This window comes from Arthrobacter sp. P1_B4, from assembly GCF_056406555.1.
The window spans coordinates 43,557-61,659 of record NZ_JBFTZW010000016.1 but is presented as its reverse complement, the minus strand read 5'-3'; the positions used below and the strand labels follow the sequence as shown (position 1 = coordinate 61,659).

19 protein-coding genes are annotated in these 18,103 nt (G+C 67.8%); 11 read left to right on the top strand and 8 right to left on the bottom strand.

The window, feature by feature from the left end; all coding sequences use genetic code 11:
- A partial coding sequence (locus AC1D1W_RS09065) for a cytochrome P450 (RefSeq protein ID WP_476943490.1) occupies window positions 1-839 on the top strand: 839 nt, incomplete at its 5' end.
- Between the two features lie 99 nt (window positions 840-938).
- On the opposite strand, the gene AC1D1W_RS09060 is transcribed toward AC1D1W_RS09065, so the two are convergent.
- Window positions 939-1,250, bottom strand: coding sequence for a hypothetical protein (locus AC1D1W_RS09060; RefSeq protein ID WP_476943489.1), 312 nt, complete (start codon window positions 1,248-1,250; stop codon window positions 939-941).
- Window positions 1,251-1,459: 209 nt separating this feature from the next.
- Window positions 1,460-4,015 carry an AMP-binding protein gene (locus AC1D1W_RS09055; RefSeq protein ID WP_243177329.1) on the bottom strand — a complete coding sequence of 852 codons (2,556 nt, stop codon included), beginning with the start codon at window positions 4,013-4,015 and terminating at the stop codon, window positions 1,460-1,462.
- Window positions 4,016-4,225: 210 nt separating this feature from the next.
- Between AC1D1W_RS09055 and efeO the strand changes: the two genes are divergently transcribed.
- The 4 genes from efeO to AC1D1W_RS09035 are packed head-to-tail and all read left to right on the top strand — an operon-like array spanning window position 4,226 to window position 7,499.
- Entirely contained in the window at window positions 4,226-5,146 is a 921-nt protein-coding gene (gene efeO, locus AC1D1W_RS09050) for an iron uptake system protein EfeO (protein ID WP_243177328.1), read from the top strand.
- Entirely contained in the window at window positions 5,143-6,555 is a 1,413-nt protein-coding gene (gene efeB / locus AC1D1W_RS09045; protein WP_476943488.1) for an iron uptake transporter deferrochelatase/peroxidase subunit, read from the top strand. Before efeO ends, efeB begins: the two co-directional genes overlap by 4 nt.
- 15 nt (window positions 6,556-6,570) lie before the next feature.
- On the top strand, window positions 6,571-7,050 hold the full coding sequence (locus tag AC1D1W_RS09040; RefSeq protein ID WP_476943487.1) for a metalloregulator ArsR/SmtB family transcription factor: 480 nt from the start codon (window positions 6,571-6,573) through the stop codon (window positions 7,048-7,050).
- On the top strand, window positions 7,050-7,499 hold the full coding sequence (locus tag AC1D1W_RS09035) for an SRPBCC family protein (RefSeq protein ID WP_243177326.1): 450 nt from the start codon (window positions 7,050-7,052) through the stop codon (window positions 7,497-7,499). Before AC1D1W_RS09040 ends, AC1D1W_RS09035 begins: the two co-directional genes overlap by 1 nt.
- 101 nt (window positions 7,500-7,600) lie before the next feature.
- Here AC1D1W_RS09035 and AC1D1W_RS09030 read toward each other — a convergent pair whose 3' ends face one another.
- Both AC1D1W_RS09030 and AC1D1W_RS09025 read right to left on the bottom strand, forming a co-directional pair.
- Complete coding sequence (locus tag AC1D1W_RS09030; protein WP_476943486.1) at window positions 7,601-8,134, bottom strand: N-acetyltransferase family protein; 534 nt, start codon at window positions 8,132-8,134, stop codon at window positions 7,601-7,603.
- A 23-nt stretch (window positions 8,135-8,157) separates the two neighbouring features.
- Window positions 8,158-8,418 (bottom strand): hypothetical protein, encoded by a 261-nt coding sequence (locus tag AC1D1W_RS09025; RefSeq protein WP_243177324.1) that lies wholly within the window; start codon window positions 8,416-8,418, stop codon window positions 8,158-8,160.
- A 179-nt stretch (window positions 8,419-8,597) separates the two neighbouring features.
- Between AC1D1W_RS09025 and AC1D1W_RS09020 the strand changes: the two genes are divergently transcribed.
- Together AC1D1W_RS09020 and AC1D1W_RS09015 are read left to right on the top strand one after the other, a co-directional pair.
- Window positions 8,598-8,855, top strand: a complete 258-nt coding sequence (locus tag AC1D1W_RS09020; protein WP_476943485.1) for a hypothetical protein — start codon at window positions 8,598-8,600, stop codon at window positions 8,853-8,855.
- 330 nt (window positions 8,856-9,185) lie between these two features.
- A complete protein-coding gene (locus AC1D1W_RS09015) occupies window positions 9,186-9,581 on the top strand; it encodes a GNAT family N-acetyltransferase (RefSeq protein ID WP_243177322.1) in 396 nt (131 codons plus the stop codon).
- A 12-nt stretch (window positions 9,582-9,593) separates the two neighbouring features.
- On the opposite strand, the gene AC1D1W_RS09010 is transcribed toward AC1D1W_RS09015, so the two are convergent.
- Both AC1D1W_RS09010 and AC1D1W_RS09005 read right to left on the bottom strand, forming a co-directional pair.
- Window positions 9,594-10,913, bottom strand: a complete 1,320-nt coding sequence (locus tag AC1D1W_RS09010) for a carboxylesterase family protein (RefSeq protein WP_476943484.1) — start codon at window positions 10,911-10,913, stop codon at window positions 9,594-9,596.
- A gap of 12 nt (window positions 10,914-10,925) precedes the next feature.
- The gene (locus AC1D1W_RS09005) at window positions 10,926-11,633 is read right to left on the bottom strand and encodes a FadR/GntR family transcriptional regulator (protein WP_028276186.1); all 708 of its coding nucleotides are present in this window, start codon (window positions 11,631-11,633) and stop codon (window positions 10,926-10,928) included.
- A gap of 123 nt (window positions 11,634-11,756) precedes the next feature.
- Between AC1D1W_RS09005 and AC1D1W_RS09000 the strand changes: the two genes are divergently transcribed.
- The 3 genes from AC1D1W_RS09000 to AC1D1W_RS08990 all read left to right on the top strand — a co-directional run bounded on the left by AC1D1W_RS09000 (window position 11,757) and on the right by AC1D1W_RS08990 (window position 16,106).
- The gene (locus AC1D1W_RS09000) at window positions 11,757-13,166 is read left to right on the top strand and encodes an SLC13 family permease (RefSeq protein WP_476943483.1); all 1,410 of its coding nucleotides are present in this window, start codon (window positions 11,757-11,759) and stop codon (window positions 13,164-13,166) included.
- Window positions 13,167-13,248: 82 nt separating this feature from the next.
- A complete protein-coding gene (locus tag AC1D1W_RS08995) occupies window positions 13,249-14,514 on the top strand; it encodes a CaiB/BaiF CoA transferase family protein (RefSeq protein WP_476943482.1) in 1,266 nt (421 codons plus the stop codon).
- Entirely contained in the window at window positions 14,508-16,106 is a 1,599-nt protein-coding gene (locus AC1D1W_RS08990; protein ID WP_476943481.1) for a carboxyl transferase domain-containing protein, read from the top strand. The genes AC1D1W_RS08995 and AC1D1W_RS08990 overlap by 7 nt, the downstream gene beginning before the upstream one ends.
- Here the strand turns inward: AC1D1W_RS08990 and AC1D1W_RS08985 are convergent.
- Entirely contained in the window at window positions 16,079-16,825 is a 747-nt protein-coding gene (locus tag AC1D1W_RS08985; protein WP_476943480.1) for a lipoate--protein ligase family protein, read from the bottom strand. The genes AC1D1W_RS08990 and AC1D1W_RS08985 overlap by 28 nt on opposite strands.
- Before the next feature lie 16 nt (window positions 16,826-16,841).
- Here AC1D1W_RS08985 and AC1D1W_RS08980 point away from each other — a divergent pair, with 16 nt between their 5' ends.
- The gene (locus tag AC1D1W_RS08980) at window positions 16,842-17,225 is read left to right on the top strand and encodes a DUF2177 family protein (RefSeq protein ID WP_028276183.1); all 384 of its coding nucleotides are present in this window, start codon (window positions 16,842-16,844) and stop codon (window positions 17,223-17,225) included.
- Window position 17,226: 1 nt separating this feature from the next.
- On the opposite strand, the gene AC1D1W_RS08975 is transcribed toward AC1D1W_RS08980, so the two are convergent.
- Window positions 17,227-18,030, bottom strand: a complete 804-nt coding sequence (locus tag AC1D1W_RS08975; RefSeq protein WP_230010034.1) for a thioesterase family protein — start codon at window positions 18,028-18,030, stop codon at window positions 17,227-17,229.
- Window positions 18,031-18,103 lie beyond the last annotated feature (73 nt).

Sequence of the window (18,103 nt, the reverse complement as noted above, 5' to 3'; positions counted from 1 at the left end):
GGGTCTGGGTGGACCTGGCCCTGCAGTCCACCGATCCCGGACTCGATCCCGAAACCCAGCAAAAGAAGAGGATTGAGGCCGGCACGGAACTGCGCGCGTTCATGCAAGAGCTGGTCGACGCCCACCGGCAGGCCCCGGGGACTGACCTGCTTTCAGCGATGGCCACCGATGATGGCCCGGAGGGCCGCATGCCGGACGAACAACTGGTGAGCACCGGGCTTCTCCTGCTCATCGCCGGACATGAAACCACAGTAAACCTCATCTCCAACGGCGTCCTGACGTTTCTCCGCCACCCAGACGAGCTCCAGAGGCTGCGCGCTGACCCCGGCCTGGCCATCCCGATGGTCGAGGAGCTGCTCCGCTACGAGCCGCCCGTGCATTTCGTCCCGTTCCGCACCGCCCTCGACGACATCGACATCGCCGGCACCACCATCCCAGCCGGCGCCTCGCTCACCCTGGTCCTTGCTGCGGGCAACCGCGACCCCGCCCACGTCGCTGACCCCGGGCTCTTCATCCCTGACCGGGCCAACAACCAGCACCTCGGTTTTGGGGGCGGCGTTCATCTTTGCTTCGGGGCGCCCCTGGCCCGGCTGGAAGCGCAGATCGCACTCACCGAATTCGCCACCAGGCTGGAGAACCCGCGGCTGGTATCGGACCCACCGCCGTACCGGCCGAGCCCGTTCCTGCGCGGCCCCTCCCACCTCCCGGTAGACATCGACGGCGTCCTTGCCCCTGGCCGGGCAGCCGACGGGCTAGCTGCACGCGGCGGCGATCAACTGCCGCGCCAGGGCGAGGCCCTGCCTGGCCGGGCCTTCAGCCCCCAGCACGGCGGCCGTTGACAGCGTGCCGTTGAGGACCAGCAGGAGCTGCTCTGCCAAGATCCTCACCCGGGACCTCAGCGGGTAAGCCCCTGCCGACCGTCGCCCGGAAAATGCACTTCAGCGGGTGACGGTCAGCGGCTTCATCGGCATCACGCAGGACACCCGTTCGAGGCGGACGTCGCCAGCGCCCGCCACGCGGTTGTTCCTGCCGGTRTCATCGCACCAGTCAATGTTGTAGGGCACCGCGGTTACGGCGGCATCCCCCGCGGCTGTCCGGGCGGGCACGACAAACGTGTAAGTGAACCCGCCGGCGTCGTTCATGGCGCTGGTGGTATTCACGACTTCCACCCCGGTTGCGTCGGTGACGCTTACCTGGATGCGCGCGTTGTTGCCGTAGCGGGGGTTGCAGCCAGCGTCCGGGGCTGCCACCGTCACGCTTTGCCCCGGTGCGGCCGTCGTCGGGGTCAGCGAATAGGCGGGCGGAAAGCATGGCGGCTCCCCGCCCGTGGAGGACGAGCACCCCGATAGCGAGGCAGCCAGTACCAATGCGCCAACCGTGGCACGGATCGTGGAGCGTCGCCCGCTGTCTTTCAGACAGAAAACCATGCCGTCAGTGTCGCTGGTACAGCAGTCGGCGCCTACTGTTGTGCTGAATTCGTGCCCGGATCGTTGCCGGCGCCTGCCCGCCGGCGGTTGACCGCCCCCATCAAGCGCAGGCAGAGCGCCCAGTAGGCTACCCCCGCGGCCAGCGAGCCTGCCACGGCCAAGGCGGGGCTGATCCCGGCCAGCGGCGGATAGACCACCCAGTGGACAAGGTATGCGTAGAGGGAGGCGCTGGCGAGTACCACCATGAGTCGGCGGAGGACCTGCGGCACCGTAATGCTGGGGAGCCAGATGAGCAGCAGGATCCCGGCGAGGAGCGTGGCCTCCCGGCCGGGGTTCTCGAAGAATCCTGGAATGGTCAGGACTGCAATGACCGAGACCAGGCAACGCTGTGCGACGGTCCGGGACCGTGCGATAGCCCAGCCCAATGCGAAGAGCCAGAGCGCGGGCGCCGTGTGCGGCACGCCCGGGTTGACCAGCTCATACCGGGTCAGGAGCCCCACGCCGGTCAGCGCCAGCGGAAAGAGCAGCGGGAACCGCCGCTCGGCCCGGTCCGCCCACGGAATGGCCAGAAGCGCCGTCGCCGCGAGAAGCAGGTAGACGAGAATTTCGATGAACCAGAAGTGCCACTGGGTGCTCACCCCCTCCGGCCCGAGGACGGCGTTGAGCAGCACGATATTGGCGGGCGCGTAGTTGTCGGTGATCAGGAAGGCCACCGCGATGAACGCCATGCTCGGCACGATGATTCTTGCCACGCTGGACAGCTGCCTCCGCAGCCGCGGGAACCGCGTCCCAGAGAGCTGGAAGCGTGCGAAGTTGTAGCCTGCCACCGCCATGAGCACGTGGGCCGCACCCTGCCAGCTGAACAGCCCAACGTGCGTGCTGACGATCAGGACGATCCCGACGGCCCGCAGCACGATGCTCGTTTCCACGGGCGCAAAGAAGCGTCGACGCGTCCGGCCCGGTGCAGTTCGCGGCGGCACCAGGGCCCGGACCGGGGTCACGTGCCAATCCGGCGGGAGATGGCCCAGCGCCTGTTCCAGCCGTACCGATGCGGCCACGTAGGACAGTGAGTCCCCGCCCAGGGACACGAACGTGTCGCTGTCCGCGATGTCGGCGCACTCCAGCACGTCCTGGAAAATCTTCCGAACGCTGTCCGGAGCATTATTGTCCGGCGCGCCGGTTTCCGTCGCGGGGGCGGGTGCTGGCCCTGGTTTCGGCGCGGACAGGGCCAGGACGCCCCTGTAGTCGAGCTTGCCGGTGGCCAGGCGCGGGAGATGTTCGACGGCGTGGACCTCGAGGGCGGCTCGCGGCAGCCCCATGCCCTGGGCGAGGACCTTGCCCAGCAGGTGCGCGTCGTGGTCGCCTTCAACGGCGACGACGACGCCGTCGTCCGTCCCGGCGCTGGCCGCCTGCACACCGAGGTCCGCCAGGAGCCGCTCCACCTGCCCCAGGTCAACGCGCAGCCCGACGATCTTGACGAACCGGCTGCGCCGGCCCACCACTTCGTAGACGCCCGTCGGGTGCAGCCTGGCAAGGTCGCCGGTGCGGAGCTCCGTAACGGTCCGGCCCGCGGCGAGGTCCGCCGGGCATTCGGCATAGCCAAGCATGACGTTGGCGCCGCTGTAGACAAGTTCGCCGTGCTCCAGCCCCGGCACGGGGTCGATCCGGAACGAGCCGCCGGGCACCGGGATACCCACCGCGCCCGGCACCTCGGCCGCCAGTTCAGGAGGCAGATATGCCATCCGTGCCGTCGCTTCGGTCTGGCCGTACATCACGAAAAATTCCCAGCCGCTGCGGCGGCCAAGTTCGGCGTATTTCCGCACCGAATCCGGCCCCAGCCGGCCCCCGGCCTGGGTGACGTAGCGCAGGCCGGGCAGATCCATGTCCGCAAACCCGACCCGTTCCAGCAGTTCAAAGGTGTATGGAACGGCCGCGAAGGACGTGGCTCCCCGGCGTCGGAAGAGCTCCCAGAAGCACGGATCAACCACGGAAAGGCCGGTCAGGACCAGCCCGGCGCCCCGGAGCAGGTGGCTGTTGATCACGGACAGCCCGTAACAGTAGGACATCGGCAAAGTCGTCACGGCCCGGTCGTCGGGCCCGATGTTCAGGTACTGGGCAATCGACTCGGCGTTGGCCTGCAGGTTCGCATGCGAGAGCCGCACGAGCTTGGGCGAGCCCGTGGATCCGGACGTGCTGAGCAGGAGCGCGAGGTCCGGGTGAAGCTCATGGCGGGTGCCGGTCCGGCGTTCGTCCAGCAGGAGCTGACCGTTGCCGGATTGGACAACGACGTCGGGGTCGTAGGCCGCAACGAGGGATTCCAGGGCGGCCGGYTTGTCCTCCGGCAGGAGGATCAGCGGGTGGCCGCCGGCCAGGGCCGCCAGATAGACCACCAGAGAGTCGACGTCGTTGGCTGCGGCGAGCGCCACGAGGCGCCGCGTGGCGCCAAGCCGGAGGGCGAAGGCATCGACCCGCTCCGCCAGCTCCCGGTACGTCATTGCCAGGGTGTCAGTAAGGATGGCTGGGCTGTCCCCGTAGCTCGCAAGATCGGCGGCAAAGGGCACCCGCATCAAGTCAAGCTGCGTGGTCACCCGGACGATGTTATTAGATTAGGCTTACCTAATCCAAATTAGGGTACGAAAGGTTTGCGTAATCGCCGCGAATCGGTATCCTCCTTACTTAGGTGTACCTAAGTCGGGCCTGCCTCGGCGATGTTGCCGGGACAGCCCACACGGTCCCGCACCCCTGCCTCCGCTCCCCCACACCGCACTGCTCCACCCCCACCGATCCAAGGAAACACCATGCCCAGCATCCCCCTGCCCAAAAACGCCCCCCGGTTCCGGAAGACGCTTGCCCTGTTGGCCGCGGCAACCGCCGTTCCGCTGGCCCTGGCCGGCTGCATGGGCAACCCAAAGGACCCGGGCGCCGCCGGACCCATCCAGGTCACGAGCAGTCCCGCCGTCGACGCCCACCTTCAGGGCCTGCTGGACACCGGCACCCGGCAATACTCCGCTTTCGTCGTGGATCAGACGGATCAGCTGGTTACCGGCACGAGGGCATTCGCGGCGGCTTACGCCGCCGGGGATGCGACGAAGGCCCGCGGGCTCTATGCCGCCACGCGCATGCACTGGGAGCGCATCGAGCCGGTCGCCGAGTCGTTCGGGGACCTGGACCCCAAGCTCGATGCCCGTGAAGCCGACCTCGAACCCGGCCAGGAATGGACCGGCTGGCACCGGGCCGAGAAGGACCTGTTCCCGCCGGCCGGCTACACGCCCCTCGCACCGGCGGAGCGTGCCACCATCGCCACGCAGCTTGTTGCCGACACCGAGGACCTGGCCCAGCGGACCCGCACTGTGGAACTCTCCGCGGACAAGATCGGCAACGGCGCCAAGGAGCTCCTGGACGAGGTGGCCACCGGCAAAGTTACCGGGGAGGAAGAAATCTGGTCCCACACCGATCTCTGGGACTTCCAGGCCAACGTTGACGGAGCCCGGACCGCCTTCGAGAGCCTGTTGCCTGCGCTGCAGCAGAAGGACCCGGACCTGGGCGAAGCGCTCGAGGCCAAGTTCGCTGCCTTGCAGGCCGGGCTCAAGCAGCATTCCACCGGCGCAGGCTTCGCCTACTACAACGACCTCAGCCAGGACCAGGTGCAGCAGCTCGCCTCCCTGGTTGATGCCCTGGGCGAGCCCCTGGCCAAGCTCACTTCGGCAGTAGCCCCGTGACCGGCTGCCCCTTCGGCGCCAACCCCCGCCGGGCCCCCGACGGCGGCGCCCCCGAATCAGCTACCGCACCGGAACCAGCCAGGGCATCGGGAGCCGCCGCCATGCCCGCGCCGCCGGCAGCCCCCGGTTCGGGAAAGGGCCGGCTGTCCCGCCGCGGGCTCCTGTCCCTGGCAGGAGCCGGCGGCGCGGGCGCCGTCGCCGGTCTGGCCGCTGGCTTCCTCAGCCACGACGCCGTCGAGGCCGCGGCCGCCCCAGTGGCAGAGCCCGGCGACATCATCGCCTTCCACGGTGTCCGGCAGGCCGGCATCGTCACGCCGGCCCAGGACCGTCTTCACATTGCAGCCTTCGACCTGGTCACGGAGGACCGTGCAGAGCTCATCCGGCTCCTGAAAGACTGGACGGACGCCGCCGCGGCGATGACCCAGGGGCGCAGCACGGGCAGCAGCGGCGCCGTCGATGGCCCCTACGACGCCCCGCCCGAGGACACAGGTGAGGCCCTGGACCTCGGGGCCGACAGACTCACCCTCACCTTCGGGTTCGGCCCCGGCCTGTTCGAGAAGGACGGCAACGCCCGCTTTGGACTCGAGGGGCGCCGCCCGGACGCCCTGATCGACCTGCCGCACTTCCCAGGCGACGACCTCCAGCCCGGACGCACCGGCGGCGACATCGTGGTGCAGGCCTGCGCCGACGACCCTCAAGTGGCCGTCCACGCGATCCGCAACCTGGCCCGCATCGGCTTCGGGCAGACGCGCGTCCGCTGGTCCCAACTCGGCTTCGGGCGGACGTCGTCCACGTCGAGGTCACAGGCCACCCCGCGGAACCTTTTCGGCTTCAAGGACGGCACCAACAACCTCAAGGCCGAGGACACCGCTTTGCTCGAGGAGCATGTGTGGGCAGGCCAGGGAACGCGCCCGGAAGAGGGCTGGATGGCCGGCGGCACGTACCTTGTGGCGCGCCGGGTCCGGATGCACATCGAAATCTGGGACCGCACCTCACTGCGGGAACAGGAGGCGTTGATCGGGCGCACCAAGGGCGCAGGGGCCCCGCTCTCCGGCGGCGAGGAATTCACCGCTCCCGACTTCCAGATCCAGGGTCACGGCGGGGAACCGCTGATCCCGATGGACGCCCACGTCAGGCTCGCGCACTCGAGCCAGAACGACGGCGTCAAGATGCTCCGGCGCGGCTACAACTACGCCGACGGCTCGGACGGCCTGGGGCACCTCGACGCCGGACTGTTCTTCATCGCGTTCGTCACGGACCCCAGGACCCACTATGTGCCCATGCAGCTGGCCATGGCCAAGGAGGACACGCTGGCCCTGGAATACCTCAAGCACACCGGCTCGGGCCTGTTCGCGGTTCCGCCTGGCATCCGGGCGGGAGGCTTCATCGGCGAAGGTCTCTTCGCATGATGGCGGCAGTCACCGGTGCCCGCAGGCCGCCGGGCCCAGCGGAACCCGGCGAACTCCACGGCCCGATCTTCCGGACCCCAGCACCAGCGGACCCGGCAGGCTGACAGGCAGCCAGAAAACTTGACCCGTAGGAAATATCCTACCTATTATTGGTCCGTGCCAGTCAGAACGAAGGATTCTCCCGCTGACCTTCTCTTCGGAGCGTTGGCTAACCCCACCAGGCGGGACATTCTGACGCTCCTGCTGGAGGGGCCACGAACCGCTGGCGAGATTGCCAAACGATATGACATGGCCCGACCAAGCGTGTCCGAGCATTTGAGGGTGCTGCTCGATCGGAACCTCGTCTCGGAGGAGCGGAGGGGACGGACAATTCGATATTTACTGACACCCGAGCCTCTTGCCGACGTTGCCTCGTGGCTGTCGCCTTTCGAGAAGTTCTGGCGCGCCCGCCTAAAAGACCTGAACCATACTCTCGAAAACCTGAAGGACACCTGATGTCATTGACGTTGACGGCCATAGAGCTCGACGAATTTCTCCCCCACCCGCCCGCAAAGGTGTGGAGGGCGCTCACGGAACCGGCCCTGATCGCGGCGTGGCTGATGGAAAACGACTTTGAACCCGTCATTGGGCACCGCTACACCATGCGCGGGACTCCTGTCCCGGCCGTAGGCTTCAGCGGTCTTGTCGCCAGTGAAGTTCTTGAAATTGACCCCGAACGGCTTCTGCGGATCTCCTGGCGGGACGCAGAAGCGGGCAACAACCTGAACAGCACAGTCACATGGACCCTGGTCCCCGAGGGGGCAGGGACACGACTGTTCCTCATCCACGAAGGATTCGACCCGGAAGAGCCGAGTCATGTGATCGCTCACCGCATTATGGGTGGCGGCTGGCGCGGACAGATCCTCAAGAAGCTGACGGAAACGTTGGCCCAGATCGGGGAGTAAAGAATCGGGGAGTAAAGAATCGGGGAGTAAAGACTCGTCAGGTTGAGGCGCTGGCTCTGAACACGGCGCTGGACGGGAGCCTGACGCCGGGGAGTCCTCGGCTAGCGCCCGGCGGGGAGGATCCGGCTGTGGCGCTTCTCGGCCACCGCCGGATCGAATCTCGTATCTTCCAGAGCCCCTCCGTCGTCGAGCCAACGGCGGTTGGTGTAGAAGCTGATAGCCCGATCGTTGCCCTTCTCCACCCAGAGAAATGCCCGTTCATAGCCGAGTTCGATCAACTGTTGTTCCGCGGCCGCGAACAGGACGGAACCTACGCCCTGCGCCCACCAGTCCGGATGCACGTTGATCGCGTGGAGCTGACCGGTTCCCGGGTCCGGGTCGCCGGCAGCAGGGCCGAGGATGGCGAACCCGGCAACCGCATCGGCGCTTTGGACGACGAGGTGAATGGTCCCTTGCCTGGGTTCAAGGATGTTTCGGCGCCAGGCGGATGCCGCGCGGTCGACGTCAAGGCCGTCCAGGTAATCATCGGTCAGGACGCCGCGGTAAGTGGCCCGCCAGGCCGCGATGTGGATCTCGGCCAGCCGTGCGGCGTCGTGCACGGTTGCGGCCCTGACACTGATGTCCGGAGTGGTCATGGTCCAGAATCTATCAACTGCGGTCACCGGGGCCGGGCGGCGCGCGCGAGGCGGCGGGCAAGGTAGCCGATGACGAGGACGCTGGCTGCGGCGAGGAGCCACGTGCCCGCGGATCCAAGGGCCGGGCCGCTCGTGCAGGTGCTGGCGGCGCCGGATTCCGCCGTGTAGTCGATGCACTCGCCTGTCCGAAAGCCGAGAAGCAAGGCGTCGACGGCGATCACCAACAAGATGGCACACACCCAGGGCCACATCGGACGCCGGCCGGGCCGAGGCGTTTCTTCCACGGCCCTCCTCCGCATCTCCGTAAATGGGCTAGCCCTTGGAACTCCTGGCAGACATCACACTAGGGTCGATTCCGTCAGCGCGGTACCCTGCATTAACACCGTGTCGGCCTCCACCGGCCACGTCGACCGCTGCGGACCGGGCCGGCCGAACGGAACCGTTTTCTGGAAAGGTCCACGCAATGTCAGAATCTGATCTTTCGGCACTCCGGGAGCGGGCTGCCCGCGGTGACAACGACGCCATCGGCGAGCTCATCGAGCTGGCCGCGGAGCGGGAAGATTTCGAGGAGCTGCGAAAACTTGCCGACGGCGGCAGCCGCGACGCTGAGGATCAGCTGGTTGAACTCGCAGCTGAGAAGGAAGATCTGGATGAGCTTCGGCGTCTGGCAGTTGCCGGCAATACGGACGCCGCAGAAGTGCTGGCCGAACTCACTGAGTAAGCACTCCCGTATTTCGGCCGGGTCACCACAGCTGAAGTTGACTACGTCAATAGTCGCTGCAGCCTCTATGCTGCGCTGAGTCGCAAACGCGTCATCAACTCTGGGGGTTTGAAATTGGACCTTGGTCTGCTTGTTGCGGTTCTTTACTGGGCCTTTCCGGTGGCGGCGGTATTCGTCCTGGCGCGAACCGTATTCCGGCTGAACACGTATCTGAGGCTGCGGATCGCACAGCTTCGCGCAGAGGCCCCGGCCATTGACGCGGCAGAGCCACGACCCCTCCGTCCACAGGATTGATCAAATGTCGTCGATGATTCAAGGGAAAGTGCCCACGTGACGCAGATAAGGCTGGTGGTGCGCGCAGCGAGGCCGGAAGACGCGGCCGAGGTGCGCCGGTTGTCCATTGCCTTCACTCCAGCCGCACAGGAGGTTCCGCCGGAGGTTTTCGATAGCCGTTTCGCCCGGTTCCTGGCCGACGCCTCATGGTGCCTCCCGGTGGCTCTGGCACGCACCAGGCTGCTCGGCTATGGCCTCGCTCAGGATTTCGGGCCAGGCCTGCGGGCTGACTTCACGACGGGCCGGGTCCATGACGTCTTTGTAGACCCAGACTCGCGGCTGGCCGGCACCGGCCGGGCCCTCATGAACTTCATCTTCGACTGGTCACGGGCCAGGCCACAGCCAATGATCCTGGACTGGCAGGCAAGTCCCTCCGAAAGCGCACGCCGGTGAGGCCTCAGGAGTTCAGACCGAGCGGTACCGGAGCGAGCCGGGAATCTCTCCCCGGGATCCGAGGCCTTCCCCGTAGGCGAACCGTGCCCACAGCGCCCGCATCGCCCGGCCGTGGGCATTGACCTCGTCCCACGTCGCCCCCGCCAGGAGTCCGGCACCTTCCCACGTGCGCTGGTGGCCGAAGAGCAGGGGCAGGTCAACGGTGTGCGCGGCGCCATAGAGATTTCCCGGTGCGCGCCAGGACAGCACGTAGCTGTGGGCCCGCCCGCCCGCCCGGACATGCCGCCTGGCAAATTGCCTGGCCGCTTTGCCGTACACCAATTCCGTAACCACCCATGTGACCGTCTTGAGCACTGCGCTGCCGACCACGGGAATCCTCGCCACCCGGCCCAGGCGCGGGCTGCGCGGCAGAAACAGCCGGGCTTCCTCCGCTGTGTAGCCGATCAGGATGTCGATCGCCGGGGCAGCGGCATTCCAGGCCCGGTCAAGCCCGGATTCCTCGGGCAGGGGTGAATGCCCGTACTGGATCCCGAACGGCATGGCAGCCATCAGACCGAACTTCCTCGCCGCCCGCGCCACGTCTTCTTCAATAGCGACGACGTCCATCGCCGGAGTCGCGGCGGTAACCGCCTCCGCGGCCACCCCCATGGCGGCGGTCATCCTTTCCCGCCCCCGGGTAATGCCCAGCGGCGCACTTTGAATGATGGCGCGCTGGAAGAGTGACGCCGCGTCAGGGGTCGCCATGAGGTGCGCGACGGCGTCTCCGCCCGCGGATTGCCCGAACGCGGTGACGCGGCCCGGATCGCCGCCGAAGGATGCGATGTTGCGCTGCACCCACCGGAACGCCTCGATCTGGTCGAGCAGGCCGAGGTTGGCGGGACGGCCGGTGCTGGTGGCCAGATATCCGAAGAGGCCCAGCCGGTAGGTCACCGAAACGACGATCACCCGGGTTTCGGCAACCAGCGCTGCGGGGTCGAAGATCGCCAGATCCCCGGAACCGGACGTGTAGGACCCGCCGTGCAGCCACACCATTACCGGCAGCCGTTCACCGTCGTGGAGATCGGCCGGCAGGGTGATGGTCAGGCGCTGGCAATCCTCGCTGCCCGGAAGTTCGCCGTAGCGGGTGCCGAGCACGTCATCCAGGAAGGGCACCGGCGCCTGCGGGCACGCCGGAGACAGGGATGTCGCCTCGAGCGTCTCGGACCAGTCGGGTGCCGGCGCGGGCGGCTGAAAGCGTTCCGCGGTGGCGTAGGGAATGCCGGCGGCACGCACGACGGCGCCGTCGCGCCATCCGGTGATCGGGCCACACGGCGGATCGAAGGAAAGGTTCACGTTTGTTCCGGTCTAGCTGTTCTTCAGGAGGGCAACGTCGGAGACAAGATCAATGTGCTCCAGCATCGCCGCCGCGGCGGCCGCCGAGTCCCCGGACCTGATCGCGTCGGCGATCTTGCGGTGGGAGGCGAGCGACTGCTCCGGCCGGCCGGGCTGTCCGAGCGATTCGAGGCGCGTTTCCAGGACCATGCCGGCAATGAAGGTCATGAGCTGGGCCAGGACCGCCGAGTGGGCCGCGGCGGTGACGGCCTGGTGGAACAGCTCGTCGCCGCGTGCGCCGCGGTCTCCCGAGGCGACCTCTGCCGCCATGGCTTCAAGGGCGTGATCGATCGCGTCCATGTCCTGCTCCGTGCGGCGGGCCGCGGCCAGTTCGGCCAGCTTGACCTCCAGCGTGCTCCGCGCCTCAACGATCTCGGGCAGACGGCTCCGGTGTTCGCGGAGGCCTTTGATCACGGATGGAACGTTCGGCCGGTAGACCAGCACCGCTCCGGTGCCGTGCTGGACGTCGATCACGCCAAGCACCTCGAGGGCCACCAGGGCCTGCGCCAGAGTGGCACGCGAAACACCCAACCGCTCGGCAAGTTCCCGTTCGGCCGGCAATGTGTCCCCGGGGCCCAGCTGGGCGGACTCGATGAAGTCCATGATCTGCTCCACCAGCTGCTCGTAAAGCCGGGGCCGCGAAACGCGGGAAATCTGATGCGTTGCCGCCTGCTTTGCCATGCGCGTCCTTCCAGCCTGTCCTGACCCCTAAGACTACCGGAGAACTATTGACAAAGACACCTAGTGTCTAGGAGGCTAGGCCACTAAGCCAGTAACGACCCACTTCGATCCGGAGGAACAACGATGTCCGCTCCCGYCCTGTCCATCATCATCCTGGCGGTGATGTTCCTTCTGGCCACGGTGCTGCCACTCAACATGGGTGCCTTGGCCTTCGTCGGCGCCTTCCTGCTGGGCTCCGTGGTGCTGGGGATGTCCACCAACGACATCCTGGCCAACTTCCCCGGCGGCCTGTTCCTGACCATCGTCGGGGTTACCTACCTGTTCGCCATCGCGCAAAACAACGGCACCATCGACCTGCTGGTCCGGGGCGCCGTCCGGCTGGTCGGCAGCAAGGTCGCCCTGATCCCGTGGGTCATGTTCGCCATCACCGCGGTGATTACCGCCGTCGGCGCCCTCTCCCCGGCCGCCGTGGCCATCATCGCGCCGATCGCCCTCAGCTTCGCCGCCAAACACAAAATCAATCCGCTCATGATGGGCATGATGGTGATCCACGGCGCGCAGGCCGGCGGCTTCTCCCCCATCGCCGTTTATGGCGTCACCGTCAACAGCATCATTGCCAGGACGGAGCTGGACGCCAACCCGATGGCGATCTTCCTGGCGAGTTTCCTCTTCAACCTGGCCATCGCGCTGGTGCTGTTTGTCGTCCTCGGCGGTGGCAAACTGCTGTCCACCCCGGGCGGGCGGCTGGTGGAACAGGCCGCAGAAAAGCGCCTGTCCGTCAGCGTGGGTGCCCGCGCGGCCGGCGTCACGCTGCAGGGATCCGGATCCGACATCTCCGCCGCCGGCGTCTCGGCCAAGGGCACCTCAGGCTCTGGAACATCCTCGGCCGCCGGTCCCGCCCCGGCCGGCGCACCTCCGGCCAGCGGCGCCCGTGCATCCATGCCCCAGCTCATCACCATCCTTGGCCTGATCGCCCTGGCCGTCATCTCGCTCGGATTCAAGGTGGACGTCGGCTTTGTTTCAATCACCATCGCGATCGTCCTCGCCCTGGTGTCTCCCGCAGCGCAGAAGGGCGCCGTCAACAAGATCAGCTGGTCCACGGTCCTGCTTATCTGCGGCATGCTCACGTTCGTGGGAGTCCTCGAAGAAGCCGGCACCATCGCATTCGTGTCCGGCGGAGTGGCGGATCTCGGCATGCCCCTGCTCGCCGCCCTGCTGATCTGCTACATCGGTGCCCTCGTCTCGGCCTTCGCCTCCTCCACTGCCATCCTCGCGGCCCTCATTCCATTGGCGGTGCCGTTTCTGGCCACCGGCGAGGTCGGCGCCGTCGGCGTGATCGCCGCCCTGGCCGTGGCCTCCACGATCGTGGATGTGTCACCGTTCTCCACCAACGGCGCCCTGGTCCTGGCCAACGCGCCCGAGGACGTGGACAAGGACAGGTTCTACAAGCAGATCCTGGCCTACAGCGGCATCGTAGTCGCCGTCGGACCGGCCGTCGCCTGGCTGGTCATGGTAGTCCCGGGCTGGATGTGACCGCTGGATGTAGCCGACAAATCAACCAACCCCGCAAGCCCACCGCGCGCCCGCCACGACCGACCAAAGAAGGAACACGTCCATGAGCACCGAACCCATGCCCGACGCCGAAGGCCCCCTCACCGGCTATCTCGTAGTGGACCTGAGCCGCGCCCTCGCCGGCCCGCATGCCGGGATGATGCTGGCTGACCTCGGCGCGCGGGTAATCAAGGTGGAGAACCCCGGCACCGGCGACGACACCCGCGGCTGGGGGCCGCCATTCGTGGGCCTCGAGGATGATCCGCAGGCCACGTATTTCCTGTCCTGCAACCGCAACAAGGAATCCATTGCCCTGGACTTGAAGAGCGACGACGGGCGGGCAGTGCTGCGGGAGCTGCTGGAACGCGCCGACGTGGTCATCGAGAACTTCCGTCCCGGCGTCCTGGACCGGCTCGGATTCTCCGCCGCGCAGATGCACACCCTGAATCCGGCACTGGTGGTCCTCTCCATCACAGGATTCGGGCACGACGGGCCCGAATCCCAGCGCAGCGGCTACGACCAGATCCTCCAGGGCGAGGCCGGGCTGATGTCCCTGACCGGATCCGGGCCGGACGATCCGCAGCGGGTCGGGGTCCCCATCGCCGACCTCCTCTCTGGCATGTACGGGGCGTTCGGCACCCTCGCGGCGCTGCTCCAGCGTGAGCGGTCCGGCCAGGGCCAGATCGTCCGCACCTCATTGCTCGCGGCCCTGATCGGGGTCCATGCCTTCCAGGGCACCCGGGCCACGGTTGCGGGCGAAGTGCCGCAGGCGCAGGGCAACCACCACCCGTCCATTGCCCCCTACGGACTGTTCCACTGCCGGCAGGGCAGGGTGCAGATCAGCGTGGGAAGCGAGAAGCTCTGGAAGACGTTCGCCTCGACGTTCGGGATCGACGCCGCGCGGCCGGAGTTCGCCACCAATGCGGACCGCGTGCGCAACCGCGAGAAAGTCATCGAAGAAGTGGAGCAGGTGTTCTCCGATTTCGAGGCCGAGCCGCTGCTCACCAAACTCAACGACGCCGGCATCCCGGCCGGCAAGGTCAGAACCCTGGACGAAGTCTACGAATGGGAACAGGTCCACTCGCAGGGTCTGGTGATCGACGTCGAGCATAAGATCCTCGGCACCGTGAGCCTGCCCGGCCCGCCGCTGCGGTTCTTCAGCGCCGCCGGTACCACCGAAACCACGCTGACGTCCCACACCGCACCGCCGCTGCTGGACCAGGATGGGGAGCAGGTCCGGCGGTGGCTGGGGCTGACACCCGGCACCCCAGCCGGCGCCCGAGCAGGCGCGGCCACAGTCGCCGGCCAGGAAGGCCCCCGGGCATGCTGACCCGGCAGAAGGTCCGGCACCTGGACGCCACCGAACTCATCGCCGCGGTCCTCGATCCCGGGTCCTACCGCAGCTGGGACGCGCCCGTGGTGGACCCCGATCCCGGCCCCGAGTACCGGCAGGAACTGGCCGCCGCCCGGGCCAGGACCGGCGTGGACGAATCCGTCCTTACCGGCGAAGGCCTGATCCGGGGCCGCCGGGTGGCCGTCATCGTCAGCGAGTTCCGGTTTCTCGCCGGCTCCATCGGCCAGGCCGCCGCGGAACGGATCGTCACCGCCGTCGAACGGGCCACCCGCGAAGGCCTGCCCCTCCTCGCCGGCCCCGCGTCGGGCGGGACCCGCATGCAGGAAGGGACCATCGCGTTCCTCTCCATGGTCAAGATCAGCGCCGCCGTCCGCACCCACCGCAAGGCCGGACTGCCCTACCTGGTCTACCTGCGTCATCCCACCACGGGAGGCGTCATGGCCTCGTGGGGGTCCCTCGGCCATATCACCGCCGCCGAGCCCGGCGCCCTGCTCGGCTTCCTCGGACCCCGGGTCTACGAGGCACTCCACGCCACACCGTTCCCGGAGAACGTTCAGACGGCCGAGAACCTTTTCGACAAAGGGCTGATTGACGCGGTGGTCCCTCCCTGGCAGCTGTCCGACGTCGTCGACCGCGCCTTGGGCATCCTGGTCACCGGCCCCCGCCCGCCGGTCGCCGCGCCCGCCACGCTGTCCGTGAAGCCGTCCGGCGCCGGCGCCTGGGAATCGATCGGTATTTCCCGCGACCCCCGCCGGCCGGATGTCCGGCAACTGCTGGCGCACGGGGCCCGGGACGTTCTGCCGCTCAACGGCACCGGCCAGGGCGAAAAGGAGCCCGGCCTCCAGCTGGCCCTGGCCCGTTTCGGCAGGGAATCCTGCGTCGTGATCGGCCACACCCGGCCCCGGGCGACGCGGCCGACGGGCATGGGACAGACCGCGGTGGGGCCGGCGTCCCTCCGGGAGGCCCGGCGTGGCATGCGCCTCGCCGAGGAACTCGGGCTCCCGCTGGTCACCATCATCGACACCGCCGGTGCCGCCCTGTCCCAGGAGGCCGAGGAAGGCGGCCTGGCCGGCGAGATCGCCCGCTCCCTGCACGACCTCATCGGACTCAACGCACCCACGGTGTCCGTACTGCTCGGACAAGGATCCGGCGGCGGGGCACTGGCCCTCTTGCCCGCGGACCGCACCATCGCCGCCCAGCACGCCTGGCTCTCTCCTTTGCCGCCGGAAGGCGCGAGCGCGATCGTCCACCGGAGCACGGGCTTCGCCGCGGCCATGTCCGAGGCCCAGGGCGTCAACGTCGCGTCGCTGCACGCCAACGGACTTGTGGAGCACATCGTGGACGAACGGCCCGATGCCGCCGACGAGGCGCAGGCCTTCTGCCAGCGCCTCGGCCGGGCCATTGAATACGAACTCGCCATGCTCTCCACCGCAGGAGTCGACGAACTGCTCCCCGGGCGTCTGGCGAAGTACCGCAATCTGGGCAGCGTCCTTGCGCCAGTGGCGGGACGCCGCCCGGCGGGGTCACCGCTGGATGAGGCTCAAAGCAGGCTCGAGAACTCCGCGTAGCTGAGCGGGGCGTAGCGTCCGTAGGCGGCGATCACCGCGGCCTCGACCGCATCGACGTCGAGGCCCGGCACCAGGTCATCGGCCGCGCCGGCCGTCGCGGGGTCCCATTCGAGGCCGAGGGCGGCGTAACTGGCCTCCAGGACCGCGCGGATCGGGGCGGAGTCCGCCACCACGATCACGGAGCTGAAGAGCCAGCCGCCGGCGACCACCCGCTGGGCGGTGCCGACCAGCTTGATTCGGTGTTCGGGGACCTCCGGGTCGCTGCCGTGCACGCTGAACTCCCCGGGGCAGTACTCCCCCGGGATCTCGCCGACGCCGGCATCCACGCCGGCGTCGCGCAGTGCCCCGGCGAGCAGTTCGCCGAACCGCGAAAACCTCCCCTTGGCCCCGGCAATCGCGTCCGCATCGGGTTCCAGGTGATCGATGACGAGCGTTCGTTCGTGGTAGGCCGCCGCGCGGCCTCCGGCCTTGCGGACCAGCGGCTCGAAGCCCAGCTGCCGGCAGGCGTTGGCGGCGGCCTCGAAGCCGGGCAGGTGCGTGTCGCGCTGGCCGAAGGCGACCGTGGGGACCGGCCGGTACAGCCGCAAGGTGGGACCGAGTGAGCCGGTCTTGACCTTCTGGAGGAGCCCGAGCGCGAAGTCGAGGTCGGCCGCGGCGCCAAGTGATTCCTGCTGCCGCACCACCGTCAGTGTCCGGGACCCGGCTGGCGCCTGCGGCATGTTGTTATGCTCCCTTATGGTCATTCTGCAATTCCTCGTCGTAGCCGCCGCATTCGCCGTCATCGACGCCATCTGGCTCAAGACGATGAACCCGTTCTACCGCCGCCAGATTGGTGACCTGATGGCCGACAAGCCCAATCTAGGTTACGCGGTGGTGTTCTACGTGATCTACATTGCCGGGATCGTGTTCTTTGCCCTGACGCCAGCGCTCGACGGCGGCAGCTGGCTCAGCGCTGTGGGCTACGGTGCCGCGCTGGGCGTGTTTGGCTACGCCACCTACGATCTGACAAATGCCGCCACGCTCAAGACGTGGCCGTGGCAGCTGATCGTCGTGGACATCCTGTGGGGTGCCGTGTTGACGGCGCTGGCCACGTTGGCCGGCTGGCTCGTCTTCCACTGAGCTAGGACCTGCGCAGCGTCAGTATCTGTTCCGCGCGTCCGAACGGGCCTGTGAGGTCATGCAGCACCGTGGAGGTGAGCCCGATCCCGTCCGTACCGAACGTGACTTCGTTGTCCAGCCCCAGCCACTCCCCCTCCGGCTGCCGGTACATGTGGATCTGCAGGTCCAGGTTGGGGAAGGCGTAGCTGCCCTTGCCCGGCGGGACCCGGGCGGCAATGCCGTTCGCCGTGTCCACGAGGCCGACCAGCCGGGCGAGGTCGCCGCTGTCCGCCCGGTCTGTCAGCGGGTAGTCGGTGCGCAGCCAGACGGTTCCCGAGCCCGCCCGGTGGCCCTCGGCGATCCGCATGTGCAGGGAGGCGATGTAGCCGCCGGGCCAGACGGCCGCGGCGTCGTACGGCTCGCAGTCCTCCGGCGCCGGAATCCTGGGATCCTCGAAGGCCGCGATGGCGGACGTGTCAGAGGTGATCATCCGCCAGGCCGTGGCGCGAATGGCCGTGCGCCCGCCGGAAACGAGCTCGGCCTGCACCAGTTCAATGGTCCGGCCCGGGCGCAGGGTGGAGGTCACGATCTCGAACTCACCGCCGGGGATCAGCCCGAGGATTTCGTAGCTGAGCCGCGCCATGCGCATATCTTCGCGGGGCTCATGCCGGGCCAGGCGGTCGGCCATGATGCCGGACGCGGGGGCCATGTGCTGCTCGTGTTCGTTCCAGGCGCCTTGGGCGTGGATGGTGGAGCGGAACCGCCCGTCCCCCAGGACCTCGTAGTAGAAATCGCCCTCGGCAAGTTCCGGTAGTGCAGCAGTCAACGTCCGCCCTTTCGCATGGCTGGTGATTCCAGAACACACTATCCTGCTGCGCTTTCCGTGTTCCCGGCCGCTG